Origin of the sequence: Bacillus cereus group sp. N11, from assembly GCF_016483605.1 — a bacterium.
GTDB classification, from domain to species: domain Bacteria; phylum Bacillota; class Bacilli; order Bacillales; family Bacillaceae_G; genus Bacillus_A; species Bacillus_A toyonensis.
The window spans coordinates 1-26,672 of record NZ_JAEHBN010000006.1 but is presented as its reverse complement, the minus strand read 5'-3'; the positions used below and the strand labels follow the sequence as shown (position 1 = coordinate 26,672).

The following is a 26,672-nucleotide window of genomic DNA, read 5'->3' as shown; positions in this document are numbered from 1 at the left end:
CCTCCTTGTTTAATTTATTTTTATTGTTCACTAACATGAACTTTTACTTTTGCTGTTACTTGCGGATGCAATTTTACAGTCACATTTGTATAACCTAATGCACGAATTGCATCATCCATTTCAAATTTACGTTTATCAAGTTTGATTTTATGTGATTTTTGCATTGCGTCTACGATTTGTTTGCTTGTGATAGAACCAAATAAACGGCCACCTTCTCCAGATTTCGCCTTCAGTTCCACAGTTAATTTCTCTAAAGTTTCTTTCAGCTCTTTTGCATTCTCAAGCTCTGCTGCTGCATCTTTTTCTTCTTTACGCTTTTGAGCTTCTAAAGTTTTCATACTGCTGTTTGTCGCTTCAGCAGCTAATCCTTGTTTTAGTAAAAAGTTATTTGCATAACCATCTGGTACGTTTTTTATTTCTCCTTTTTTACCTTTACCTTTTACGTCTTTTAGAAAAATTACTTTCATGATTGTGTGCCTCCCTGTAAATAGTCATCAATAACAAATCGAAGCTTCTCCTCAGCTTCATCTACTGTAACATTTTTCATTTGTGTGGCTGCATTCGTCAAATGCCCGCCACCTCCTAGATTCTCCATAATTAGCTGCACATTCACTTCACCTAAAGACCTGCCGCTAATTCCAATGAAATTCTCCCCACGTTTCGCTATAACAAATGATGCAATAATACCCGTCATCGTTAATAGCGTGTCCGCTGATTGTGCAATAAGCACTTGATCGTAATAGTCATCACTATCAACTTTTGCAATAGCAATTCCATTTTTATAAATGTACGCATTTTTAATAGCTTTTGCAACTCGTAAATACTGATTCATATCTTCTTTTAACAATTCTTGTACAAGTACAGTATCTGCACCATGCGAGCGTAAATAAGAAGCTGCATCAAACGTACGAGCACCCGTCCGGAACGTAAAACTTTTCGTATCAACAATAATACCAGCTAACAATGCCGTCGCTTCTAACATTGTCATCTTTAAATTTTTCGGTTGATACTCAAGTAATTCTGTAACAAGTTCTGCCGTCGAAGAAGCATATGGTTCCATGTAAACAAGTAATGGATCTTCAATAAAATCTTCTCCACGACGATGATGGTCAATCACCACTACATTTTCAATTTTACGAACCAGTTTTTCCTCCATCACCATAGAAGGCTTATGTGTATCCACAACAACAAGTAAGGACTCATCATTTGCAAATTCCATCGCTTGATCTGGGGTAATAAAATGAGACCATAGTTCTTCATTTTGTTTCACTTTATCCATCAGACGTTTAATTCCCTTATCGGAATCATTTTCATCTAACACAATATATCCTTTGCGCTCATTTAATTGAGCTACCTTTAAAATACCAATCGCAGCACCAATTGCATCCATATCAGGGGCCCTATGTCCCATTATAATGACATTACTACTTTCTAATACTAAATCCTTCAATGCATGCGAAATAACTCTAGCACGTACACGAGTACGCTTTTCAACTGGATTTGTTTTACCGCCGTAAAATTTAACTTTACCTGTCGCTTGTTTAATAGCTACTTGATCCCCACCACGTCCAAGCGCAAGGTCTAAACCAGATTGAGCCATTGCTCCAAGCTCTGATAAAGGCATATCACCTGATCCGACACCCACACTTAACGTAAGTGGTATATTCCTTTTAGATGTTTCTTCACGCACTTGATCTAAAATGTTAAACTTGCCTTTCTCCATTTGTGCTAAAATACTTTCATTTAGTACAACGAAGAACCTCTCTGAAGATGCACGTTTTAAATAAGCGCCATACTTAACAGCCCATTCATTTAGACGTGACGTCACAAGACTTGTTATATTCGTACGTAATTGATCATCTAATCCTTGTGTAACTTCATCATAGTTATCTAAATAAATAACAGCTAAAACAGTGCGTTGATCTTCATACATCTTTTCAATTTCTGTTTGTTCCGTTACATCAAAGAAATAAATTAGCTTTTCTTCTTTCCTTACAAAAACACGGAACTTTCGATTATTTAAAGAAACTATATCGTCAGAAGTTTCCCCCTTAATAAAAAGGAGTAATGTTTCTGATACATCGTAAAGGTGCCAACCGGCTAATGCATGCTGTCCCAAACATGATGATAAATAAGGATTTGCCCAATCAATCCCATAATCCTTATTGTATAACAAAATACCAATTGGCATTTGGTTAAATGCTTCATTACTCACTTTCTTTACCCTTGTAATCATATCTGTCGTATGTTTTTCAAAATTTCTTTGGAAAGTAAGTTCGAATCGTATAACGACAAAAAGTACAATACAAAAGATAAAAAAGGCTGATATTCCCATAATTAAATGAAAGTAACAGAGGAGTGAAATTAGCACAAATACAAAAAATGCCAATACATAAACAGGATATAAAAACCACTGTTTCTTATAAAATTCAGGCATGTATACAACTCCTATAAAGTAAAACTAACTCACTTTCCAGTTAGTTTTACAGATTAAAATAGTATAAGGAATATTATTTTATCCCCCTATTTTAGAACGCAATGAAATCCCTAAGTCAATTATACCTAAGATTGTTACAAGAGGAAACATCATCGGAATAAACATGCATACAATAAAACTAATAATAGGAACACCTTTAGTAAATCCTTTTCTATGCGCTAAAAAGGTGATAAATGTCAGACCTTGCAGTACGAGCAATAGTGCAAATATGACATATAGGTTGGAAAATACCATATATAAATATGATGCTGGTTCTACCTTTATAAAAGTTGCTAACAAAATAAATATAACGTAATACCAGACAATGCTCTTTGGCAATTGTATATCTTTAAATTTAGGCCAAGATATAACGTCATACTTTAACTTCCTCAAGACACTACCCGATAGGAGCACTGTAATCCAAGAAAAACAAACAGAAACCATTACAAGTAAACTCGGGAATAGTGTTTGTAATATCTCATTGAATTGTCCAAATAACTCTTTTTGTTCTTTACTAATTGGCATACCTGCAGCGCTTACCATCTTTTCACTTTGCGCCATACCTTCATTAAACATATTTTGTATTTGCTTCATTAAATCTATGTTAAAAAACTTTATACTTGCAACATAAATGAGCACAAAACCAATTAAATATGCAAGGGTTCCTGCCATCAAGATCTCTATTGGCTTTTTTCTTTTTTTATACATGGATCCTAAAACAATCCCTATCAATCCAAACATTATTGTCTTCACTAGATTCAAGGGCTGGCTCACAATAACGGTAATAAAAAGCGCAGCTGTAAAAATTATAAAAGCATTGGATAACCTATATTTTATCGTAAACAATATAAACGGTAATGGTAATGCGAAAGTTACAACTGTACCTAAAACCGGAACGTATAAAGACACAAGCAATAATATCGCGTATATAGCTAATAACGCTGCGCCTTCAGTAATAAATTTTGTTTGTTTCATGATTTAACCTCTCTTTCAAAAAAGAAAAGCATAGCAAAATGCACAGTAGAGTCCGACTCTACTGTGCATTTCATACGCTATTATTCACCAACATATGGTAAAAGTGCCATTTGACGAGCACGTTTAATTGCAACTGTAAGTTTGCGTTGGTATTTTGCGCTTGTTCCTGTTACACGACGAGGTAAAATTTTACCACGTTCAGAAACGAAACGTTTTAATAAATCAACATCTTTATAGTCAATGCGAGTGATGCCGTTAGATGTGAAGAAACACACCTTACGACGTTTCGCACGTCCACCTTTGCGTCCTGCCATGTCTATTCCCTCCATTCTTTGTTAAAAATAGCCGATTCATACCATTAAAATGGTAAATCGTCGTCCGAAATGTCAATCGGTTGACCAACATTCGAAAATGGATCGTCATTCTTCGTAAATCCAGAGTTTCCAGTGTTACCTGAGTTGCCTGAATTACTAGATTGACCAAATGGGTTAGAGCTTTGGTTACCGAAACCAGCTCCTGATGGTTGCTGATTGAATGAACCACGTTGCTCCCCACCGCCATTACGCGGCTCTAAAAATTGTACGCTCTCCGCAAGAACTTCTGTTACATATACACGTTTACCATCTTGTCCATCGTAATTACGAGTTTGAAGACGTCCGTCTACGCCTGCTAAGCTACCTTTTTTCAAATAATTTGCCACGTTTTCTGCTTGTTTACGCCATATTACACAATTAATAAAGTCAGCTTCACGCTCACCTTGTTGATTCGCAAATGCGCGATTCACAGCTAACGTAAAAGTAGCTACTGCAACACCATTGGGCGTGTAACGTAAGTCAGGGTCCTTAGTTAAACGACCAACGAGGATAACACGATTCATCAATCGAACCACTCTCCCTTATATATCAATTATTTTTCTTCTTCTTTAACAACGATATGACGAAGGATATCTTCGTTGATCTTAGCTAAACGGTCGAATTCGTTAATCGCTTCTGCGTTAGAGTTCACGTTTAAGATCATGTAGAAACCTTCACGTAAGTCGTTGATTTCGTAAGCTAAACGACGCTTACCCCACTCTTTCGTGTTAATGATTTCTGCACCATTGTTTGTTAAAACACCTGCAAAACGTTCAACTAAAGCTTTTTGAGCTTCTTCTTCAACGCCAGGACGAATGATGTACATAATTTCGTACTTTCTCATTACACTTTCACCTCCTTTTGGTCTAAACGGCCCATAATGGGCAAGGAGCAATTAATTTATAGTAATTACTCACGAGTTTAGATTATATCATAGTAAGTTATATGAATCAACTCACCAATACGTAAAAAACTTGGCAAACACATAATATATTTGCCAAGTTCATATCTTTATTTTTCCTAGGAAATATTAAATTAAACGTTAAAACGGAAGTGCATAACATCTCCGTCTTTTACGATATACTCTTTTCCTTCTAAACGTACTTTTCCAGCTTCTTTTGCAGCTGTCATAGAACCGTTTGTCATTAAATCATCATAAGAAACTGTTTCTGCGCGAATAAATCCACGCTCAAAATCTGTATGAATTACGCCCGCACATTGTGGTGCTTTCATACCTTGTTTAAACGTCCATGCACGCACTTCTTGCACACCAGCTGTGAAGTAAGTAGCAAGTCCTAATAAGTCATATGCAGCACGGATTAACTGATCTAAACCAGATTCTTCAATGCCTAGTTCTTCCAGGAATACTTTTTTCTCTTCCTCATCTAACTCAGCGATTTCTGATTCAATTTTTGCACATACAACAATTACTTGTGAATTTTCATTTGCTGCAAATTCTTTTACCATTTGTACGTATTTATTTTCAGAAGGATCCATAATATCATCTTCACTTACGTTTGCTACGTATAGCATTTCTTTCGTTGTAAGTAAATGAAGGCCTTTAACAATCTTCATTTGCTCTTCTGTAAATTCAACAGTACGAGCTGGTTTCCCCTCTTCGAAAGCTTCTTTTAAACGCACTAAAATTTCATGCTCATATACTGCTTCTTTATCTTTTTGTCTTGCTAATTTCGCAACACGCTCGATACGTTTATCAACAGACTCTAAGTCTGCTAAGATTAGCTCTAAGTTGATTGTTTCAATATCATCAATTGGATCTACTTTTCCTGAAACGTGCGTAATATTTTCGTCTTCAAAACAACGAACAACTTGGCAAATTGCATCTACTTGGCGAATGTGAGATAAGAATTTATTTCCTAACCCTTCGCCCTTACTTGCACCTTTTACGATACCTGCAATATCAGTAAACTCAAATACAGTCGGAACAGTCTTTTTCGGTTCTACTAATTCCGTTAATTTATTTAAACGCTCATCTGGTACTTCTACAATTCCTACGTTTGGATCAATTGTACAGAATGGATAGTTCGCAGATTCTGCTCCTGCTTGTGTAATTGCATTAAATAAAGTGGACTTCCCTACGTTAGGTAATCCAACAATCCCAGCCGTTAATCCCATATTTTTCACTCCTATGTCTCAATCTTTCATCATTATAGATAGTAACGAAAAAAATGACAAGTTTCCTCCAAATGAAAAAAGCAACAGCCACCTACTGCAACTGTTACTTTTTCTCTATTCTTCGTGCTTCACAAGTATTTTTTTCACCTTACGATCAAACTCTCTTCGAGGAATCATTACTGAATGGTCACATCCCTCGCACTTAATGCGGATATCCATTCCCATACGAATAATTTTCCAACGATTCTCACCACATGGGTGGGCTTTCTTCATTTCCACAACGTCGTACAAGTTATATTCCTTTTGCTCCACTCTCCAAACCCCTCTCGATACTAAAGTGCTTTTCCACTAACCAGTTCTTCACGATTATATAAAACCATACGTGGATATGGAATTTCAATTCCATGTAAATCTAGACGATTTTTAATCTCTTTACGAAGTGCTCTTGCAATAACTGCATGTTGCATCGGTTCTACTTCAGCAATAACGCGTAATATAACTTCTGATGCAGCTAATGTTTGCACACCTAATAATTGAGGCGTCGTTACCATTTTTTCGTATTGTGCAGGTAACTCTACTAATAAATCCTCAATAACTTGCTCTGCTTTCGCAATGTCAGCCTCATATGAAATAGATACATCAACAAATGCTACACTATTACTAACTGAGTAGTTAGTAACTTGAACAATACTTCCGTTTGGTAAAGTATGAATTTCACCTGTCCAACTCTTTACTTTCGTTGTACGAAGTCCAATTTCTAAAACGACTCCTTCAAATTGACCGATTTTAACATAATCGCCAACTGAAAACTGATCTTCTAGCAAAATAAATAAACCTGTAATAACGTCTTTCACTAAACTTTGAGCACCAAATCCGACTGCTAAACCAATTACCCCGGCACCCGCTAATAAACCTGATGCATTAATATCAAACACACCTAAAATCGCAATTAGCATAATGAACATAACAACGTATGCTACAATATTTTCAAGTAATTTCGCTACCGTAACTGTACGACGTTCTGAAATTTGGATTGGAGAACGGCTCCCCATGCGAAACGCATTTCGTACAACCGCTCTTGCAACTCGCACAACAACTGCACCAATTGTTAAAATAATACATATTTTTAATGTCGCAACTCCAATATGAGCCCAACGATCAGCATCCAATAAATACTGTTTCGTAGAATTAAACCACTTCGTTAATAAATCCATGTATCTCTACCTCTCCAGCCAAAATTTCTTTTTAGTTATTCTTCTTATTGTATCAGAAGTCTCTCTGATTGCTGAAAAAATTTATAACTTTAATTGCATTTGTTAACTTCTATCCAGGTATAAAATGGAACGAATATATATATACTAGTACTATTATTTCCGTTTTCATTTACATTTTGCAAAAAGTACGCACTTATAGTTTTCCATTTTATTCGCCATATAACATATTTTGAAAATTTATTAAAAGGATGGGTGCTTCATGAATATTGGAAGTTTTCGCTTACCTTTTTTCGAAAAAGAAACTCAAAATGTTATGCACCAAGACTTAGAAGCCTCCGAGACAATCAGTAACTTCTTGCTTTCCCATATTCCTATTCAAACTAATATACCACTTATTCTCGTTTGTATCGGAACAGATCGTTCCACCGGTGATGCACTCGGCCCATTAGTTGGCACTAAGCTAGAACAAGTAGAAATCAAAAACTTCCAAGTGTTCGGCACACTAGATGAACCAGTGCATGCACTGAATCTAGAAGAGAAAATTCAAAATATACAGAAAGAAAATCCTACTTCCTTTATAATTGCCGTTGATGCATGTTTAGGAAAGTCTCAAAATATCGGTTCAATTACTACTGGAAAAGGACCTAGTAAACCTGGTGCTGCGATGAATAAGAAATTACCTGCAGTTGGTGATTTGCATATACACGGCATCGTCAATTTAAATGGTTTTATGGAGTTTTTTGTTCTTCAAAATACGAGATTAAGTTTAGTGATGAAAATGGCCGATGTAATCGCACAAAGTATAAAAGAGACGGATCAAAAATTATCTGCATTAAAAAAAGCAAACCATCTATAAATAATAAGATGGTTTGCTTTTTAATTTTTATGTGATAATAATTCTAAAATACGATTTAAATCTTCTTTATTAAAAAATTCAATTTCGATTTTACCTTTTTCTTTTTTCGTCTCTTTAATTTTCACATCTGTACCAAACTTTTCTCTTAAGAACGTTTCACGTTCTACGAAAAATATATTTCGCTCTTTTTTCACTTGTTTTGTTTCACGTGAAACGTGTTGATTAATCTCTTGGACGATTTTCTCTAATTGACGAACATTTAATCCTTCTTTTTCAATGCGTTTCAATAAGGACTTCAATTGTTCTTCATCTTTGATTGTAAGTAAAGTTCTCCCATGAGCCATTGAAAGTTGACCATTTGCAATCATATCTTGTACGAAAGAAGGGAGGCTTAATAACCGAGTATAGTTTGCAATGTAAGGTCTACTTTTACCAAGACGTTTCGCTAATTGTTCTTGCGTTACATTTAGCTCATTCATTAACATCTGGTATGCCATTGCCTCTTCCATCGGATTTAAATCTTCTCGTTGTAAGTTTTCTAACAAAGCAAATTCCATCATTTGCTGCTCGTTTAATTGCCTTACAACGGCAGGTACCTTTTCAAGTCCAGCCTCTTTGGCAGCACGATATCTTCTTTCACCTGCAACAATTTCATATCCTTTAATACTCTTTCTAGCAATTAACGGTTGTAATATGCCGTGTTCTTTAATAGAAGCCGCTAATTCCTCAATCGCAGCTTTATTAAAGTGCTTACGCGGTTGGTATGGATTCGGCCTTAATTCAGTTACGATAATCTCCTGAATCGTTTCTTCTTCTTTCACATCTAAATCAGGAAAAAACACATTAATCCCTCTTCCTAAACCTTTAGCCACCTGCAATCACTTCCTCTGCTAAATCTATATATACTTCTGCCCCTCTTGATTTAGCGTCATACTGCATAATCGGTTTCCCATGACTTGGTGCCTCACTTAAGCGAACATTACGTGGAATAATGGAACGGTATACTTTATCCCTAAAGTATTTCTTCACTTCATCTATAACTTGAATCCCTAAATTTGTACGGGCATCTAGCATTGTTAACAATACACCTTGAATTGCTAGATCTTTATTTAAATGTTTTTGTACAAGTCGAACTGTGTTTAATAGCTGACTTAATCCTTCGAGTGCGTAATATTCACACTGAACAGGAATAATAACAGAATCTGCTGCTGTTAATGCATTAATCGTTAATAACCCTAAAGACGGGGGACAGTCGATAATAATGTAATCATATTCATCACGAACTGGCTGTAATGCCCTTTGCAAACGTACTTCCCGGGAAATAGTCGGTACCAATTCAATTTCAGCACCAGCCAATTGAATTGTAGCGGGTAGAACATCTAAGTTTTCAGTTGCGGTTTTCCGTATAACTCCCTGAACATCTGCATCTTCCACAAGAACATTGTAAATACATTGGTCTAATTCTGACTTTTCAATTCCCACACCAGTCGTTGCATTTCCTTGAGCATCAATATCTACGAGAAGGACTTTCTTACCTACTTGCGCCAATCCAGCCCCTAAATTAACAGATGTTGTTGTTTTTCCAACACCGCCTTTTTGATTAGCAATAGCAATGATTTTTCCCATGATGTCACCTACTTTCAACCTTTCTATCTTATTCTAGTAACAATTATGTTTATTGTAACATGAAATAAAAGTTTTTCTTTTCCGTCCTTATTAAACTTCAAAATTTATTTCTAAACTCCTTCTTCATTAACAAGAAAATATAGCAAAAGAGACCTCTCCAGTGGGATAAGGTCTCTAACACATCATTATTATTTTTTCTTCGGAACTTTAATCGTAATTTGATAGTACTCATCAAATTCTTCTTCCTCAGAATTAACATTTAAACCACTGTCAGCCACCATTTGTAATGATTGCCTAATTGTATTCATAGCAATTCTCGCGTCTCGGCTTACTGCTTTTTGCTTCGCCTTGCGCTTCGGTTTTACTTCTTCTAGTAATTTCGCGATTCGTTCCTCTGTTTGTTTTACATTGAGTTGTTTTTCCACAATTTCTTGTAAAACTTTCAGTTGTAATTCCTTATTTTTTAAAGGAATGAGAGCACGAGCATGACGTTCTGTAATACTTTTTTCTAACAATGCACTTTTTATTTCTTCAGGCAACTTTAACAATCGCAACTTATTTGCGATTGTAGATTGTCCTTTTCCAAGTCGTTGTGCCAATGCTTCTTGCGTTAAATTATGTAACTCAATCAGCTTTTGATATGCGACAGCTTCCTCGATTGCTGTTAATTCCTCACGTTGCAAATTTTCAATTAACGCTACAGAAGCTGTCTCTGTATCATTTAAGTTCTTTATGATCGCAGGGACCTTTTCCCAGCCTAACTTCGTTGCTGCGCGAAAACGTCTTTCTCCAGCAATAATCTCGTACTTATCATCCTCATACTGCCTCACAACAATCGGCTGAATGAGCCCGTGTGTACGAATCGTTAATGCCAACTCGTCGATACGTGCATCGTCAAAAACCGTTCGTGGTTGATAACGATTAGGAGTAATATTTACGATCGGAATTTCTTGTATTTCTTCATATACCTTTTTATCTATTTCTTCATGGCTTTCGTCTTGTAATTCGAATTCGCTCTCTTTATCTCCAAAGCCAAATAAACGAGAAAACGTATTTTTCATACATATTCCACCACCTTTTAGGCCTATTGACTATTCTACATAAAATGTTTCCTATGAAACATTTACGTTTTCATTTATATAATTTAATCTTACGTCTAATAAGATTTATTTTTCAATAGGTAATTTATTGGGTGTTCCCGGTTTGCGTGGATATTTCTTTGGTGTCTTGCGCTTTTTCTCGATTAATAAAATATTACGTTCACTTTCTTCAAACGGTAATTGGAACGTAGACATTTCTTTTAGATCCCCGCCTAGCACCTCTAAAGCATACTTGCCATTTTCAATTTCTTCGTTTGCCGCGGCACCTTTCATAGCAATGAATGTTCCTCCAACTTTTACAAGTGGTAAACATAGCTCGCTTAATACAGAAAGACGCGCAACTGCACGTGCCATTACAATATCGTACGATTCACGTACACCTTCTTTTTTCCCAAATGTTTCAGCACGATCATGACAAAACGCAACGTCACTTAATTCCAACTTTTGTGCTAAATGATTTAAGAAATTAATGCGTTTTTGCAATGAGTCTACAATTGTCACTTTTAAATGCGGGAAACAGATTTTTAAAGGAATACTTGGGAATCCAGCTCCTGCACCAACATCACAAATTGAGAATGGTTTTGAAAAATCATAATAAAAAGCAGCTGTAATCGAATCAAAAAAGTGTTTTAAATATACTTCTTCTTTCTCCGTAATAGCCGTTAAATTCATTTTTTCATTCCACTCTACTAATGTTTCGAAGTAGATTTCGAACTGCTCTAACTGTCTAGAAGAGAGAGTGATCCCCTTCTCTTCTAGCATAGATTGAAATTGTTCTATGTTCATCTAACAATATCTCCTTACTATTTATTGGTTCGATACGCGCGCAATTTTTCCTTGTTCAATATACACAAGTAAAATGGAAATATCCGCTGGATTTACACCAGAAATACGTGAAGCTTGCCCCATTGAAAGTGGACGAACATCTTTCAATTTCTGTCTAGCTTCTGAAGCAAGGCTAGAAATTGCATCATAATCAATATCCACAGGTATTTTTTTATTTTCCATTTTCTTCATACGCTCTACTTGCTGTAAAGATTTTTCAATATATCCTTCGTACTTAATCTGGATTTCAACTTGTTCTGTCACTTCATCACTTAGTTCTACTTCACTTGGTACTAAAAGATGAATATGCTCATATGTCATCTCTGGACGACGTAATAAGTCACTTGCACGTATTCCATCTTTCAATTCACTTCCACCAATGCTACGAATTAATTCTTGAACTTCAGGACGTGGCTTAATAATGATGCTGCTTAAACGTTCCTTTTCCTGTTCAATTTGTAATTTTTTATTTGTAAATCGCTCATAGCGCTCTTCTTTAATTAATCCAATTTCACGACCAACTTCAGTTAAACGAAGATCAGCATTATCATGGCGTAATAATAGACGATATTCTGCACGAGACGTTAATAAACGATATGGTTCATTTGTACCTTTCGTTACAAGATCATCAATTAAGACACCAATATAAGCATCCTCGCGACCTAAAATAACTTCTTTTTCACCTAAAGAACGACATGCTGCATTAATCCCAGCCATAAGCCCTTGTCCTGCCGCCTCTTCGTAACCAGAAGTTCCGTTAATCTGTCCTGCTGTATATAAATTTTTAATTTTTTTCGTTTCAAGTGTTGGCCATAGTTGTGTTGGCACAATCGCATCATATTCAATCGCATAACCTGTACGCATCATTTCAACGTTTTCTAGACCAGGGATTGTTCTAAGCATATCACGCTGCACATCTTCTGGTAAGCTTGTTGATAAACCTTGTACATACACTTCTTGTGTATTACGTCCTTCTGGCTCTAAGAAAATTTGATGACGTGGTTTATCATTAAACCTTACTACTTTGTCTTCAATTGAAGGACAATATCTAGGTCCTGTTCCCTTAATCATACCAGAATACATAGCTGAGCGATGCAGGTTTTCATCTATTAAACGATGTGTTTCCGTACTTGTATACGTCAACCAACATGGAATTTGATCCATAATAAATTTTGTCGTTTCAAAAGAGAAAGCTCGTGGTTTATCATCACCTGGCTGAATTTCTGTTTTGCTGTAATCGATTGTATTACTATTTACACGCGGAGGTGTACCTGTTTTAAATCTAACAAGATCAAATCCAAGTTCCTCTAAATGTTCTGATAAAGTAATAGATGGTTGTTGATTATTCGGACCGCTCGAATATTTTAAATCTCCCATAATAATCTCACCGCGTAAAAACGTTCCAGTCGTAATTACGACTGTTTTCGCTGTATATTCAGCACCAGCTTGCGTAATTACCCCTTTACATTCGCCATCTTCAACAATTAAACGCTCTACCATTCCTTGGAACAACGTTAAATTTGGTGTTTCTTCAATTGTTTTCTTTAATTCATGTTGGTAAGAGAACTTATCTGCTTGTGCTCGAAGTGCGCGTACAGCTGGTCCTTTACCTGTATTTAACATACGCATTTGAATATACGTTTTATCAATATTGCGTCCCATTTCTCCGCCTAATGCATCAATTTCACGAACAACAATCCCTTTTGCTGGTCCACCAACAGAAGGGTTACATGGCATAAACGCTACCATATCTAAATTAATTGTTAACATTAATGTTTTGGAGCCCATTCGTGCTGCCGCAAGACCAGCTTCGCATCCTGCATGACCTGCACCGATTACTATGACATCGTATGAACCGGCATTGTATCCCATTGTTTATTCCTCCTAATAATCTCTATCTTTCTAAAGCATCACTATATTATTTTCCTAAACAAAATTGAGAGAACAACTGGTCAATTAAGCTTTCATGGACGGTATCACCAGTAATTTCACCAAGTATTTCCCACGTTCTTGTTAAATCAATTTGCACCATATCAATTGGAACACCATTTTCTATCGCCTCAATTGCATCTCCAATTGTTTTTCCTGCTTGTGTTAATAATCCAATATGTCTCGCGTTAGAAACATATGTCACATCAGCAGAATCAATTGCTCCTTCAAAGAATAAGTCCGCTATCGCCTTTTCAAGCTCATCTATTCCTTGTTCCTCAATTAACGACGTCGTAATAACACGATTTCCCGCTGCCAATTCTGTAACACGTTCCATATCAATTACTTGCGGTAAATCTGTCTTATTTACAATAACAATGAAATCTTTTCCTTGTACGGCACGGAATAGCTCTTCATCCTCATTCGTTAAAGCTTCGCTATAATTAACGACAACTAACACTAAATCAGCTTGGCTCATCATTTCTTTCGAACGCTCTACACCAATTCGTTCAACAACATCTTCCGTTTCACGAATCCCGGCTGTGTCTATAAGTTTAAGTGGTACACCACGCACATTAACGTACTCTTCAATAACATCACGAGTTGTTCCTGCAATATCAGTTACAATTGCCTTTTTCTCTTGAACGAGACTATTTAATAGCGATGACTTCCCAACGTTAGGTCTACCGATGATTGCAGTAGCAATACCTTCACGTAAAATCTTCCCTTGCTTCGATGTTTCTAATATTTTTGCAATTTCAGCACGAACATGTGTCGCTTTCTCAATTAAAATATTATGTGTCATCTCTTCTACATCATCATATTCTGGGTAATCTATGTTTACCTCAACATGAGCTAGCGTTTCTAATATATCCTGACGCAGGCGGCCAATTAATTTAGATAATCGCCCCTCCATTTGATTAATCGCTACGTTCATTGCACGATCTGTTTTTGCACGGATTAAGTCCATGACAGCTTCTGCTTGTGATAAATCAATACGACCATTTAAAAAAGCACGTTTTGTAAATTCACCAGGCTCTGCTAATCGTACTCCTTGCGCTAAAATAAGCTGCAATACTTTATTTACCGAAACAAGTCCACCGTGGCAGTTAATTTCTACTATATTTTCGCGTGTAAAAGTTCTTGGCGCACGCATAATAGACACCATAACTTCTTCAATAACTTGATTTGTATCTAAATCAACAATATGGCCATAATGAATTGTGTGAGAAGGAACCTCTGTTAAGTCCTTCCCTTTAAAAATACGATTAACTTTTTCAACCGCATCATCCCCACTTACTCGAACAATGGCAATTGCGCCCTCTCCAAGCGCTGTGGAAATCGCAGCAATTGTATCAAATTCCATGTCCTTTCACCTCACTTGCTTATTTATCTCTATTTCAACACGATTATTTTCTTCACTAAATTATTAGAATACCATAACGAACCTATCTACAAAAGAATAATAACTCATTTTATTATGTCCTCATGTAAAAAACACTAAACTTATTCACAGTGGATAAGTTTAGTGTTTTTAGTTATCCACATCTGTTTTCCCCTCAAAAAAACCGGCACTCATTTGAGTAACCGGTCATTTGGAAGATATTACAACATGCCGATGTGGTTCATTTCCTTCAGAAGTTGTATTGATATCTTGATGATTAGATAATGCTTGATGGATAATTTTTCGTTCAAAAGATGGCATCGGCTCTAAAACAACTCTTTTTTTCGTTTTAGACACTTGTTTTGCTAATCGATAAGAAAGCGATTCTAACGTACTTTTTCTTTTACTACGATAATTTTCAGCATCTAGTGTGATACCAATATACTGTTTCGTATGGCGATTCGCGACAAGTTTTGTCAAATACTGTAAAGAGTTCAACGTATTACCTCTTTTTCCAATTAAAACACCTACATCATCACCAGAAATTGTAAATTCAACTTCGCGTCCCTTTACAATTTTACTAATCTCGACTTCCACACCCATGTTGCGAATAACATTTTTTAAATACTCTTCACATTCTTGAATGGGCTCTTTCTTCAATACAACTTCTACTACTGCAGGACGATTCCCAAATAAGCCTAGGAATCCCCTTTTACCCTCATCGATAATATTTATATCAACTTGATCTTTTGAAGTGTTTAATTGCCTTAAAGCATCTTCTACTGCCAGCTCGACTGTTTGTCCTTTAGCAGTAATTACACTCACTTACCTGATCCTCCAGCCTTACTAGCCTTAATTTCTGGCCCTTTGATAAAGTACATTTGAGCGATACCAAAGATATTACCAACAACCCAGTAAAGTGATAATGCCGCTGGGAAGTTAATTGCAAAGATTAAAATCATAATCGGCATAAGCCAAATCATCATTGCCATTTGTGGATTTTGACCAGCAGTTCCTGCCATTGCAAGCTTTTGCTGAATAAATGTCGTAATCGCTGCAACAACCGGTAAGATATAGTAAGGGTCTGCCTGTCCTAAATCGAACCATAAAAATGTATGTTTACTAATTTCTGATGTTCTCATAATCGCATGATAAAATGCGAATAAAATAGGCATCTGAACAAATATTGGTAAACAACCGGCTAATGGATTTACACCATTTTTTTGATATAACTGCATCATTTCTTGTTGTAATTTTTGCTGTGTTGCTTGGTCTTTCGAGCTATATTTCTCTTTTAACTTTACCATTTCTGGTTGTAACGCCTGCATAGCTTTCGTACTCTTCGTTTGCTTAATCATTAATGGTAATAATGTAAAACGAATAATAAGGGTCGTAATAACGATCGCTAAACCGTAATTATCACCAAGCCATGTCGCAAAATACGTGATTAACTGAGAAAGCGGGTATACGAAATATTCATTCCAAATCCCAGTGCTCTTCGATGTAATTGGCTGACCCGTTTCACTACAGCCGGTAGCAATTGCCATTAATGTAATAACCATGGCCAGTAAACCTATTTTCTTTTTCAAAGCCTGCTCCTCCTTGTTTCGGTATGTATATAGTGTAATTCATTTCCTTACGCTACTTTTTTATTCTTTTCATACCAGAGCGTTTAAAGACATGAATTAAGCTTTTCTTTACTTCTTCATATGTCATCTCTGCACAAGGCTTCCTTGCTATTATAACAAAATCTTTTCCAGAATCTATCTCATCTTTCAATTCTGTAATGGACTGACGGATCATACGCTTAATTCGATTACGAACTACTGCGTTTCCTATCTTCTTGCTAACAGAAAGGCCGATGCGAAAATTTGGCTGTTCTTCTTTATTTAGTTGGTATACAACAAACTGACGGTTCGCATTTGATTTTCCTTTTTGAAAAACCTCCTGGAATTCATCATTCTTCTTTATACGATTTTTTTTCTTCATATCAATTGACACTCCTGTATTTCATCAGCGGAAATTCACTATTATTAGAAAAAAAGACCACTGAACGATCAGTGGTCTACGCAGATAATACTTTTCTTCCTTTACGACGACGAGCTGCTAGCACTTTACGTCCGTTCGCTGTGCTCATACGGCTGCGGAAACCATGTACTTTGCTGCGCTTACGTTTATTTGGTTGGTAAGTTCTTTTCATTATATGACACCTCCCTGAGGAATATCTGTTAAAGACAGTCTTATAAATTATAGTTAATCAACTAGGAAAATGTCAATGGTTCTCGAAATTTTCATCAAATATTCATTTTGAACCTGTTCACATTCTTTTTCACAGTTCTTATATTTCCTTGTGGATAAATGTTTTTTTCTGTTTTTTATATCCACAAACTTTTTTCTTACTTTTACACAGTATATCGTATTGTGGACAAGTTTATTCCACAAGGTATTGATTTTGTGGATAACTTTCTTAATTTCATTGCTATAGCTACTTTTTTTTGATATTATAGTTGTGTTTTCACTTTGAATAAGTTTCCCACATGTTTATTTTATCCACAATTTGTGTATAACATGTGGACAGTTTTAATCACATGTGGGTAAATAGTTGTCCACATTTGCTTTTTTTGTCGAAAACCCTATTTCATATACAAACGACGTTTTTAGGTTTTAAAAGACGTTTCGTATAAATATACATTTACTATTTATTGGGTTGTACATTTGTTGCGCAACCTTATTCTTTTACCATCTTAGTAAAGGAGGGACACCTTTGGAAAACATCTCTGATTTATGGAATAGTGCCTTAAAAGAACTTGAAAAAAAGGTCAGTAAACCTAGTTATGAAACGTGGTTGAAGTCAACAACAGCACATAACTTAAAGAAAGACGTATTAACGATTACAGCTCCAAATGAATTTGCTCGTGATTGGCTAGAATCTCATTACTCAGAACTCATTTCGGAAACACTTTATGATTTAACAGGGGCAAAATTGGCTATTCGCTTTATTATTCCCCAAAGTCAAGCTGAAGAGGATATCGATCTTCCTCCTATTAAAAAAAATCGAGCACAAGATGATTCTACTCATTTACCACAGAGCATGCTAAATCCAAAATATACATTTGATACATTTGTTATTGGCTCTGGTAACCGTTTTGCCCATGCTGCTTCATTAGCTGTAGCCGAGGCTCCAGCTAAAGCATATAATCCTCTCTTTATTTACGGGGGCGTTGGGCTTGGAAAGACGCATTTAATGCATGCGATCGGTCATTATGTAATTGAACACAATCCAAACGCGAAAGTTGTATATTTATCATCCGAAAAATTTACAAATGAATTCATTAACTCTATTCGTGATAATAAAGCAGTCGATTTTCGTAATAAATATCGCAATGTAGATGTTTTATTGATAGATGATATTCAATTTCTTGCTGGAAAAGAACAAACTCAAGAAGAGTTTTTCCATACATTTAATGCATTACACGAAGAAAGCAAACAAATTGTAATTTCAAGTGATCGGCCACCAAAAGAAATTCCAACTTTAGAAGATCGTCTTCGTTCTCGCTTTGAATGGGGACTCATTACGGACATTACGCCACCAGATTTAGAGACGCGAATTGCGATTTTACGTAAAAAAGCAAAAGCTGAAGGACTTGATATACCAAACGAGGTTATGCTGTATATCGCAAATCAAATCGATTCAAACATTCGTGAATTAGAAGGTGCGCTCATCCGAGTTGTAGCTTATTCATCTTTAATTAACAAAGATATTAATGCTGATTTAGCAGCTGAAGCACTTAAAGATATTATTCCAAATTCTAAACCAAAAATTATTTCTATTTATGATATCCAAAAAGCTGTCGGGGGCGTTTACCAAGTAAAATTAGAAGATTTTAAAGCGAAAAAGCGTACAAAATCAGTTGCGTTTCCTCGTCAAATTGCAATGTATTTATCACGCGAACTTACAGATTCCTCTTTACCTAAAATAGGTGAAGAATTTGGTGGACGTGACCATACAACCGTTATCCATGCCCATGAAAAAATTTCTAAGCTACTAAAAACGGATACGCAATTGCAAAAACAAGTCGAAGAAATTAATGATATTTTAAAGTAGTAGCTGAATAGTGTGAATAACTCTCCTTGTTTTACGCACAGTCTATCCACATGTAGATAGACTGTTTTTACATCTTTCAACTGAGTTATCCACATATCCACAAGCCCTATTACTATTACTACTATTTTTTTATCTTTATTAATTAAATAAAATCTTATACTTACCGGAGGTTTTTCTTTATGCGTTTTACAATACAAAAAGACTATCTTGTAAGAAGTGTACAGGATGTAATGAAGGCTGTTTCTTCTCGTACAACAATTCCAATTCTTACAGGAATTAAAGTTGTCGCTACTGAAGAAGGGGTTACATTAACAGGAAGCGATGCAAACATCTCTATTGAATCGTTTATTCCAGTCGAAGAGGACGGAAAAGAGATTGTAGAAATCGGACAATCAGGAAGTATTGTTTTACAAGCAAAATATTTTAGTGAGATCGTAAAAAAATTACCTAAAGACACTGTCGAAATTTCTGTAGAAAATCATTTTATGACAAAAATAAAATCTGGAAAATCAGAGTTCAACTTAAATGGTTTAGATTCTGCTGAATATCCATTATTACCACAGATTGAAGAACATCATGTTTTTAAGATTCCAACAGACTTACTTAAACATATGATTAGACAAACTGTATTTGCAGTTTCTACTTCGGAAACAAGACCGATCTTGACAGGTGTAAACTGGAAGGTATATAACAGCGAATTAATTTGTATTGCAACAGATAGTCACAGACTAGCACTTCGAAAAGCAAAGATCGAAGGATATAATATTGCAGATGAGTTTCAAGCAAATGTTGTAATTCCAGGTAAGAGCCTAAATGAATTAAGTAAAATTTTAGATGAGTCGGAAGAAATGGTAGATATCGTTATTACGGAGTATCAAGTATTATTCCGTACAAAACATTTATTATTCTTCTCAAGATTGTTAGAAGGAAATTATCCTGATACAACACGTCTAATTCCAGCAGAGAGTAAGACGGATATTTTTGTGAATACAAAAGAATTTCTACAGGCTATTGATCGTGCTTCACTATTAGCAAGAGACGGCCGAAATAATGTTGTAAAATTATCAACGTTAGAACAAAAAATGTTAGAAATCTCTTCTAATTCTCCGGAAATCGGAAAAGTAGTGGAAGAAGTTCAATGTGAAAACGTAGATGGGGAAGAATTAAAAATATCTTTTAGTGCAAAATATATGATGGATGCATTAAAAGCTTTAGATAGTACAGAGATTAAGATTAGCTTTACTGGGGCAATGAGACCATTCTTAATTCGTACAGTAAATGATGATTCAATTACTCAATTAATTTTACCAGTTCGTACTTACTAGATAGAAAATAAGGGTTGCTAGTTTAAAGATGCTAGTAGCCCTTATTTGATTTTGGGGTATTACTTTCCTAATGCTAGTTTATTTAGTACAATGAAAGAATGAACACTTTGAGAAAGTGAGCGATTTTATGAAACGTATTAAAATTTCAACAGAGTATATTACACTAGGACAATTTTTAAAGTTAGCTGATGTAATCGATACAGGTGGCGCTGTAAAATGGTTTTTACAAGAATATGAAGTGTACGTGAATCAAGAACTTGAAAACAGAAGAGGTCGCAAGTTATATGCGAACGATATTATTGAAATTCCGGGTAGCGGAACTTTCCAAGTTCAGGCATAAAGGGGGAGCCCTTTGTTTATTTCAGAAATACAATTAAAAAACTATCGCAATTATGAAAAATTAGAGCTTTCCTTTGAAGATAAAGTGAATGTAATTATCGGTGAAAATGCGCAAGGGAAAACAAATTTGATGGAAGCTATTTATGTGTTAGCGATGGCGAAATCTCATAGAACCTCCAATGACCGCGAGCTTATCCGTTGGGATGAAGATTTTGGTCAAATTAAAGGGAAATTACAAAAGAGAAATAATTCTTTGTCTTTAGAATTAAATATTTCGAAAAAAGGTAAAAAGGCAAAATTAAATCAACTTGAACAACAAAAGTTGAGTCAATATATTGGCGAAATGAATGTTGTCATGTTTGCCCCAGAAGATTTAAATCTTGTAAAAGGAAGCCCTCAAGTAAGAAGACGCTTTTTAGATATGGAATTAGGACAAATAGCTCCTGTTTATTTGTATGAATTAAGTCAATATCAAAAAGTGCTCACGCAACGAAACCACTTGCTAAAAAAAATGCAAGGGAATAGTAAAAATGAGGAAACGATGTTGGATGTATTTACACTGCAACTGATTGAACACGGTGCAAAAATATTGCAAAAACGTTTTGATTTTTTACATTTACTGCAAGAATGGGCAGCCCCAATTCATCGTGGTATAAGCCGTGGATTAGAAGAATTAGAAATTATTTATAAACCGAGTGTAGATGTATCAGAATCAATGGATTTGTCGAAAATAAAAGAAGTATACTATGAAAGTTTTCAATCTGTGAAACAACGTGAAATTTTCCGTGGTACGACTTTAATTGGTCCTCATCGTGATGATTTACAATTCTTCGTTAATAGTAAAAATGTTCAAGTCTTTGGTTCGCAAGGACAACAACGAACGACTGCACTATCCCTAAAATTAGCTGAAATTGAATTGATTTATTCAGAGGTTAAAGAATATCCAATCCTTTTGCTGGATGATGTTTTATCAGAATTAGACGATTATCGTCAATCACATCTGTTAAATACAATTCAAGGAAAGGTGCAAACATTTGTTACAACGACGAGTGTCGACGGAATTGAACACGAAACATTGAAAGACGCGAAAACAATTCATGTAACGAACGGCACGGTAGATTGTGAAATAGATAGGGCATAAACCCCTGTTTAAATGGAAAAGTAGGTGATCTTTGTGTCAATGGAACAAAAACAAATGCAAGAAAATGCATATGATGAAAGTCAGATACAGGTACTTGAAGGACTAGAGGCAGTTCGGAAACGTCCAGGTATGTATATTGGATCTACGAGTGGGAAAGGACTTCACCACCTTGTATGGGAAATTGTTGATAATAGTATCGATGAAGCATTAGCAGGATATTGCGATGAAATTAACGTTAGTATTGAAGAAGATAATAGTATTCTTGTAACGGATAATGGCCGTGGTATCCCAGTTGGTATACAAGAAAAAATGGGACGTCCTGCAGTTGAGGTTATTATGACTGTCCTCCACGCTGGTGGTAAATTTGGCGGTGGCGGTTATAAGGTTTCTGGTGGTTTGCATGGTGTTGGTGCATCTGTTGTAAATGCCTTGTCAACAGAACTAGAAGTATTTGTACATCGTGACGGTAAAATTCATTACCAAAAATACGAAAGAGGTATTCCGGTTGCAGATTTAAAAGTCATCGGTGATACAGATAAAACTGGAACAATAACTCGCTTTAAACCGGATCCAGAAATTTTTAAAGAGACGACAGAATATGAATTTGATACGCTAGCGACTCGTATGCGTGAGTTGGCGTTTTTAAATCGTAATATTAAATTAACAATTGAAGATAAACGTGAACATAAACAAAAGAAAGAGTTCCACTATGAAGGTGGAATTAAATCATATGTTGAACATTTAAATCGTTCAAAACAACCAATTCATGAAGAGCCTGTATATGTAGAGGGTTCAAAAGATGGTATTCAAGTTGAAGTTGCGCTTCAATATAACGAAGGATATACAAATCATATTTACTCATTTACAAATAATATTCATACGTATGAAGGTGGTACACATGAGGTAGGATTTAAAACTGCCCTAACACGTGTGATTAACGATTATGGCCGTAAAAATAACATTTTAAAAGATGCGGATAGTAATTTAACTGGTGAAGATGTTCGTGAAGGTTTAACAGCAATCGTGTCAATTAAACATCCAAATCCACAATTCGAAGGGCAAACGAAGACGAAACTTGGAAATAGTGAAGCGAGAACGATTACGGAGTCAGTATTCTCAGAGGCTTTTGAAAAGTTCTTACTGGAAAATCCCAATGTTGCACGTAAAGTTGTAGATAAAGGAACGATGGCAGCGCGTGCGCGTGTAGCAGCTAAAAAGGCTCGTGAGCTAACTCGCCGAAAGAGTGCTTTAGAAGTTTCAAGTTTACCAGGGAAATTGGCAGACTGTTCTTCTAAAGATCCAGCAATTAGTGAAATTTATATCGTAGAGGGTGACTCTGCGGGTGGATCTGCAAAACAAGGACGCGATCGTCATTTCCAAGCGATTTTACCGCTGAAGGGTAAAATTATTAATGTTGAAAAAGCACGCTTAGATAAAATTTTATCAAATGATGAAGTTCGTACAATTATTACGGCGATCGGTACAAATATCGGTGGAGACTTCGATATTGAAAAAGCACGCTATCATAAAGTTATTATTATGACCGATGCCGATGTTGATGGTGCGCATATTCGTACCCTATTATTAACGTTCTTCTATCGTTATATGCGTCAAATCATTGAGTGTGGCTATATATATATTGCGCAGCCACCTTTGTTTAAAGTACAACAAGGTAAAAAAATTCAATATGCTTATAACGATAAAGAACTTGAAAAGATATTAGCTGAGCTACCAGCCCAGCCGAAACCAGGAATCCAACGTTATAAAGGTCTTGGAGAAATGAATCCAACTCAGCTATGGGAGACGACAATGGATCCAGAAGTACGTTCGTTACTTCAAGTTTCTCTTCAAGATGCAATAGAAGCAGACGAAACGTTTGAAATTTTAATGGGTGATAAAGTGGAACCACGTCGTAACTTTATCCAAGAGAATGCAAAATACGTGAAAAACCTTGATATTTAAATGAGTAATGACAGGAATCTAAGTATTCCTGTCTTCTACATATAAATCAATGTATGTGTAACGGAAATGTAAGAGGAGGTGCTCGTTGATGTCAGACAATCAACAACAAGCACGAATTCGAGAAATTAATATTAGTCATGAAATGCGTACCTCATTTTTAGATTACGCAATGAGTGTTATCGTATCTCGTGCATTACCAGATGTTCGTGATGGATTAAAACCTGTGCATCGTAGGGTTTTATATGCGATGAATGATTTAGGAATTACAGCTGATAAAGCGTATAAGAAATCAGCACGTATTGTTGGTGAAGTAATTGGTAAGTATCACCCCCACGGTGATTCAGCTGTTTATGAAACGATGGTACGTATGGCGCAAGATTTCAGTCAACGTTATATGCTTGTTGATGGGCATGGTAACTTCGGTTCTGTAGATGGAGATTCAGCAGCGGCAATGCGTTATACAGAGGCAAGAATGTCTAAGATTTCTATGGAATTAATACGTGATATTTCAAAAAATACAATTGATTATCAAGATAACTACGATGGTTCGGAAAGAGAGCCGATTGTATTACCAGCGCGTTTCCCTAATTTATTAGTAAACGGTACGACAGGTATTGCTGTTGGTATGGCAACAAATATCCCGCCGCATCAGCTTGGCGAAGTAATTGATGGTGTGCTGGCATTAAGTCATAACCCTGATATTACTATCGCGGAATTGATGGAATATATTCCTGGGCCAGACTTTCCGACGGCAGGTTTAATTTTAGGGCGAAGTGGAATTCGAAGAGCTTACGAAACAGGTCGCGGTTCTATTATGCTTCGTGCTAAGGTTGAAATTGAAGAGAAGTCAAACGGTAAACAATCTATTATCGTAACGGAACTACCTTATCAAGTTAATAAGGCACGATTAATTGAAAAAATTGCAGAATTAGTTCGCGATAAGAAAATTGAAGGCATTACAGATTTACGTGATGAATCAGATCGTAATGGTATGCGTATCGTTATGGAAGTACGTCGTGATGCTAATGCTAATGTACTATTAAATAATTTATATAAACATACAGCGCTTCAAACAAGTTTTGGTATTAATATGTTATCTCTTGTAAATGGAGAGCCTCAAGTACTAAATTTAAAACAAAACTTATATCATTATTTGGAGCACCAGAAGGTAGTAATCCGTAGACGTACTGCTTATGAATTAGAAAAAGCAGAGGCACGTGCTCATATTTTAGAAGGATTACGAATTGCTTTAGATCATCTTGATGAAGTTATTACGTTAATTCGTAGTTCAAAAACGGCAGATATTGCAAAGCAGGGCTTAATGGAACGTTTCGGTTTAAGTGAGAAACAAGCGCAAGCGATTTTAGACATGCGTCTGCAACGCTTAACTGGATTAGAACGTGAAAAAATCGAGCAAGAGTATCAAGACTTAATGCAGTTAATTGCTGAATTAAAAGCGATTTTAGCAGATGAAGAGAAAGTTCTTGAGATTATTCGTGAAGAATTAACAGAAGTAAAAGAACGTTTCAATGATAAGAGACGAACAGAAATTACAATTGGCGGTATGGAATTTATTGAAGATGAAGATTTAATTCCTGAGCAAAACATTGCGATTACGTTAACTCATAACGGTTATATTAAGAGGTTGCCAGCTTCTACGTACAAAACACAGAACCGTGGGGGACGTGGTGTACAAGGAATGGGTACGAATGATGATGACTTTGTTGAACATTTATTAACAACGTCCACCCATGATCATATTTTATTCTTTACAAACAAGGGTAAAGTATACCGTACGAAAGGATATGAAATTCCAGAGTATAGTCGTACTGCGAAAGGGCTACCGATTATTAACCTATTAGGGGTAGATAAGGGTGAGTGGATCAATGCCATTATTCCAATTCGTGAGTTTGGTGATGACCAGTTCCTATTCTTTACAACGAAACAAGGTATTTCTAAGAGAACGCCACTTTCATCATTTGCAAATATACGTACGAACGGTTTAATTGCAATTTCGCTTCGTGAAGAAGATGAAGTGATTTCTGTACGTTTAACCTCTGGCGATAAAGATATTATCGTAGGGACAAGCAACGGTATGTTAATTCGCTTCAATGAACAAGATGTGCGTTCTATGGGCCGTAATGCAGCTGGTGTAAAAGCTATTACACTAGGCGAAGAGGACCAAGTAGTAGGTATGGAAATTGTTGAAGAAGATACGAATGTTTTAATTGTAACGAAAAACGGGTACGGTAAGCGTACTCCAGTTGAAGAGTATCGACTACAAAGTCGTGGTGGTAAAGGTCTGAAAACTTGTAACATTACAGATAAGAACGGTAAATTAGTAGCAGTTAAATCTGTAACAGGTGAAGAAGACATTATGTTAATTACAGCCGCGGGTGTTATTATTCGTATGCCGGTTGATCAAATCTCTCAAATGGGACGTAATACACAAGGTGTTCGTCTAATTCGATTAGAGGATGAGCAAGAGGTAGCAACAGTAGCAAAAGCGCAAAAGGATGAAGAAGAAGAAACTAGTGAAGAGGTTTCTTCTGAAGAATAAGAGAGGGGATTCTCCCTTCTCTTTATTTTTTTATAATAATACTTGCATAGCAATAAGAAACTATATATAATAGGCAGAGTCAGCAAATGAGGGATACAAGTTATCTTGAAAAACTTGTTGACGAAAATAATATACTATGATATATTATAAAAGTCGCTGAAACGCGATATTGAACTTTGAAAACTGAACGAAACAAACAACGTGAAACGTCAATTTTTATTTTTAGATGCTAGACAAACTAACTTTATTGGAGAGTTTGATCCTGGCTCAGGATGAACGCTGGCGGCGTGCCTAATACATGCAAGTCGAGCGAATGGATTGAGAGCTTGCTCTCAAGAAGTTAGCGGCGGACGGGTGAGTAACACG

The 26,672-nt window shown here is 36.0% G+C and carries 26 protein-coding genes and 1 rRNA gene; 8 read left to right on the top strand and 19 right to left on the bottom strand.

Annotation, left to right across the window (positions count from 1 at the left end; translation table 11 throughout):
* Positions 1-20: 20 nt before the first annotated feature.
* The 9 genes from rplI to JDS98_RS11455 form a co-directional block, all read right to left on the bottom strand.
* Positions 21-467 carry a 50S ribosomal protein L9 gene (rplI, locus tag JDS98_RS11495; RefSeq protein WP_000864222.1) on the bottom strand — a complete coding sequence of 149 codons (447 nt, stop codon included), beginning with the start codon at positions 465-467 and terminating at the stop codon, positions 21-23.
* The gene (locus JDS98_RS11490; RefSeq protein ID WP_001113905.1) at positions 464-2,437 is read right to left on the bottom strand and encodes a DHH family phosphoesterase; all 1,974 of its coding nucleotides are present in this window, start codon (positions 2,435-2,437) and stop codon (positions 464-466) included. Before JDS98_RS11490 ends, rplI begins: the two co-directional genes overlap by 4 nt.
* Positions 2,438-2,515: 78 nt before the next feature.
* Entirely contained in the window at positions 2,516-3,451 is a 936-nt protein-coding gene (locus JDS98_RS11485; RefSeq protein ID WP_000814849.1) for a YybS family protein, read from the bottom strand.
* 80 nt (positions 3,452-3,531) lie between these two features.
* A complete protein-coding gene (gene rpsR / locus JDS98_RS11480) occupies positions 3,532-3,765 on the bottom strand; it encodes a 30S ribosomal protein S18 (protein ID WP_000918874.1) in 234 nt (77 codons plus the stop codon).
* 44 nt (positions 3,766-3,809) lie between these two features.
* A complete protein-coding gene (ssb, locus tag JDS98_RS11475; protein ID WP_000981965.1) occupies positions 3,810-4,331 on the bottom strand; it encodes a single-stranded DNA-binding protein in 522 nt (173 codons plus the stop codon).
* 26 nt (positions 4,332-4,357) lie between these two features.
* Positions 4,358-4,648, bottom strand: a complete 291-nt coding sequence (rpsF, locus tag JDS98_RS11470; RefSeq protein ID WP_001233781.1) for a 30S ribosomal protein S6 — start codon at positions 4,646-4,648, stop codon at positions 4,358-4,360.
* 191 nt (positions 4,649-4,839) lie between these two features.
* Positions 4,840-5,940, bottom strand: a complete 1,101-nt coding sequence (gene ychF, locus JDS98_RS11465) for a redox-regulated ATPase YchF (RefSeq protein ID WP_000524664.1) — start codon at positions 5,938-5,940, stop codon at positions 4,840-4,842.
* A gap of 114 nt (positions 5,941-6,054) precedes the next feature.
* On the bottom strand, positions 6,055-6,252 hold the full coding sequence (locus JDS98_RS11460; RefSeq protein WP_000435485.1) for a DUF951 domain-containing protein: 198 nt from the start codon (positions 6,250-6,252) through the stop codon (positions 6,055-6,057).
* A gap of 20 nt (positions 6,253-6,272) precedes the next feature.
* Positions 6,273-7,154, bottom strand: a complete 882-nt coding sequence (locus tag JDS98_RS11455; RefSeq protein WP_000365116.1) for a mechanosensitive ion channel family protein — start codon at positions 7,152-7,154, stop codon at positions 6,273-6,275.
* Positions 7,155-7,413: 259 nt separating this feature from the next.
* Here JDS98_RS11455 and yyaC point away from each other — a divergent pair, with 259 nt between their 5' ends.
* Positions 7,414-8,010, top strand: coding sequence for a spore protease YyaC (gene yyaC / locus JDS98_RS11450; RefSeq protein WP_001020736.1), 597 nt, complete (start codon positions 7,414-7,416; stop codon positions 8,008-8,010).
* Positions 8,011-8,030: 20 nt separating this feature from the next.
* On the opposite strand, the gene spo0J is transcribed toward yyaC, so the two are convergent.
* The 10 genes from spo0J to rpmH form a co-directional block, all read right to left on the bottom strand.
* The gene (gene spo0J / locus JDS98_RS11445; protein WP_001051819.1) at positions 8,031-8,882 is read right to left on the bottom strand and encodes a stage 0 sporulation protein Spo0J; all 852 of its coding nucleotides are present in this window, start codon (positions 8,880-8,882) and stop codon (positions 8,031-8,033) included.
* Complete coding sequence (gene soj / locus JDS98_RS11440) at positions 8,875-9,636, bottom strand: sporulation initiation inhibitor protein Soj (RefSeq protein ID WP_000516116.1); 762 nt, start codon at positions 9,634-9,636, stop codon at positions 8,875-8,877. The genes spo0J and soj overlap by 8 nt, the downstream gene beginning before the upstream one ends.
* A gap of 188 nt (positions 9,637-9,824) precedes the next feature.
* Positions 9,825-10,697, bottom strand: coding sequence for a nucleoid occlusion protein (noc, locus tag JDS98_RS11435; RefSeq protein WP_000799021.1), 873 nt, complete (start codon positions 10,695-10,697; stop codon positions 9,825-9,827).
* 105 nt (positions 10,698-10,802) lie between these two features.
* Positions 10,803-11,522 carry a 16S rRNA (guanine(527)-N(7))-methyltransferase RsmG gene (gene rsmG / locus JDS98_RS11430; protein ID WP_001019622.1) on the bottom strand — a complete coding sequence of 240 codons (720 nt, stop codon included), beginning with the start codon at positions 11,520-11,522 and terminating at the stop codon, positions 10,803-10,805.
* Between the two features lie 21 nt (positions 11,523-11,543).
* Complete coding sequence (gene mnmG / locus JDS98_RS11425; protein WP_085450916.1) at positions 11,544-13,433, bottom strand: tRNA uridine-5-carboxymethylaminomethyl(34) synthesis enzyme MnmG; 1,890 nt, start codon at positions 13,431-13,433, stop codon at positions 11,544-11,546.
* 46 nt (positions 13,434-13,479) lie between these two features.
* Entirely contained in the window at positions 13,480-14,856 is a 1,377-nt protein-coding gene (mnmE, locus tag JDS98_RS11420) for a tRNA uridine-5-carboxymethylaminomethyl(34) synthesis GTPase MnmE (RefSeq protein WP_085450915.1), read from the bottom strand.
* A 225-nt stretch (positions 14,857-15,081) separates the two neighbouring features.
* Complete coding sequence (gene jag / locus JDS98_RS11415; protein WP_087969755.1) at positions 15,082-15,699, bottom strand: RNA-binding cell elongation regulator Jag/EloR; 618 nt, start codon at positions 15,697-15,699, stop codon at positions 15,082-15,084.
* A complete protein-coding gene (gene spoIIIJ / locus JDS98_RS11410) occupies positions 15,696-16,463 on the bottom strand; it encodes a YidC family membrane integrase SpoIIIJ (RefSeq protein ID WP_199633895.1) in 768 nt (255 codons plus the stop codon). Before spoIIIJ ends, jag begins: the two co-directional genes overlap by 4 nt.
* A 52-nt stretch (positions 16,464-16,515) precedes the next feature.
* The gene (gene rnpA / locus JDS98_RS11405; protein WP_000728892.1) at positions 16,516-16,863 is read right to left on the bottom strand and encodes a ribonuclease P protein component; all 348 of its coding nucleotides are present in this window, start codon (positions 16,861-16,863) and stop codon (positions 16,516-16,518) included.
* A gap of 76 nt (positions 16,864-16,939) precedes the next feature.
* Positions 16,940-17,074: a 50S ribosomal protein L34 gene (gene rpmH / locus JDS98_RS11400; RefSeq protein ID WP_000831901.1), complete on the bottom strand. Its 135-nt coding sequence runs from the start codon at positions 17,072-17,074 to the stop codon at positions 16,940-16,942.
* A 564-nt stretch (positions 17,075-17,638) separates the two neighbouring features.
* On the opposite strand from rpmH, the gene dnaA reads away from it, so the two are divergent.
* The 7 genes from dnaA to JDS98_RS11365 form a co-directional block, all read left to right on the top strand.
* Positions 17,639-18,979, top strand: a complete 1,341-nt coding sequence (gene dnaA, locus JDS98_RS11395) for a chromosomal replication initiator protein DnaA (protein ID WP_000428014.1) — start codon at positions 17,639-17,641, stop codon at positions 18,977-18,979.
* Between the two features lie 179 nt (positions 18,980-19,158).
* On the top strand, positions 19,159-20,304 hold the full coding sequence (dnaN, locus tag JDS98_RS11390; protein WP_001212898.1) for a DNA polymerase III subunit beta: 1,146 nt from the start codon (positions 19,159-19,161) through the stop codon (positions 20,302-20,304).
* 127 nt (positions 20,305-20,431) lie between these two features.
* Positions 20,432-20,644: a S4 domain-containing protein YaaA gene (yaaA, locus tag JDS98_RS11385; RefSeq protein WP_000821369.1), complete on the top strand. Its 213-nt coding sequence runs from the start codon at positions 20,432-20,434 to the stop codon at positions 20,642-20,644.
* 12 nt (positions 20,645-20,656) lie between these two features.
* Positions 20,657-21,784: a DNA replication/repair protein RecF gene (gene recF, locus JDS98_RS11380; RefSeq protein WP_087969756.1), complete on the top strand. Its 1,128-nt coding sequence runs from the start codon at positions 20,657-20,659 to the stop codon at positions 21,782-21,784.
* 39 nt (positions 21,785-21,823) lie between these two features.
* Positions 21,824-23,746 (top strand): DNA topoisomerase (ATP-hydrolyzing) subunit B, encoded by a 1,923-nt coding sequence (gene gyrB / locus JDS98_RS11375; protein WP_000435980.1) that lies wholly within the window; start codon positions 21,824-21,826, stop codon positions 23,744-23,746.
* A gap of 88 nt (positions 23,747-23,834) precedes the next feature.
* Positions 23,835-26,306 carry a DNA gyrase subunit A gene (gene gyrA / locus JDS98_RS11370; protein WP_097958138.1) on the top strand — a complete coding sequence of 824 codons (2,472 nt, stop codon included), beginning with the start codon at positions 23,835-23,837 and terminating at the stop codon, positions 26,304-26,306.
* 244 nt (positions 26,307-26,550) lie between these two features.
* A 16S ribosomal RNA gene (locus JDS98_RS11365) occupies positions 26,551-26,672 on the top strand; the annotation flags it as partial.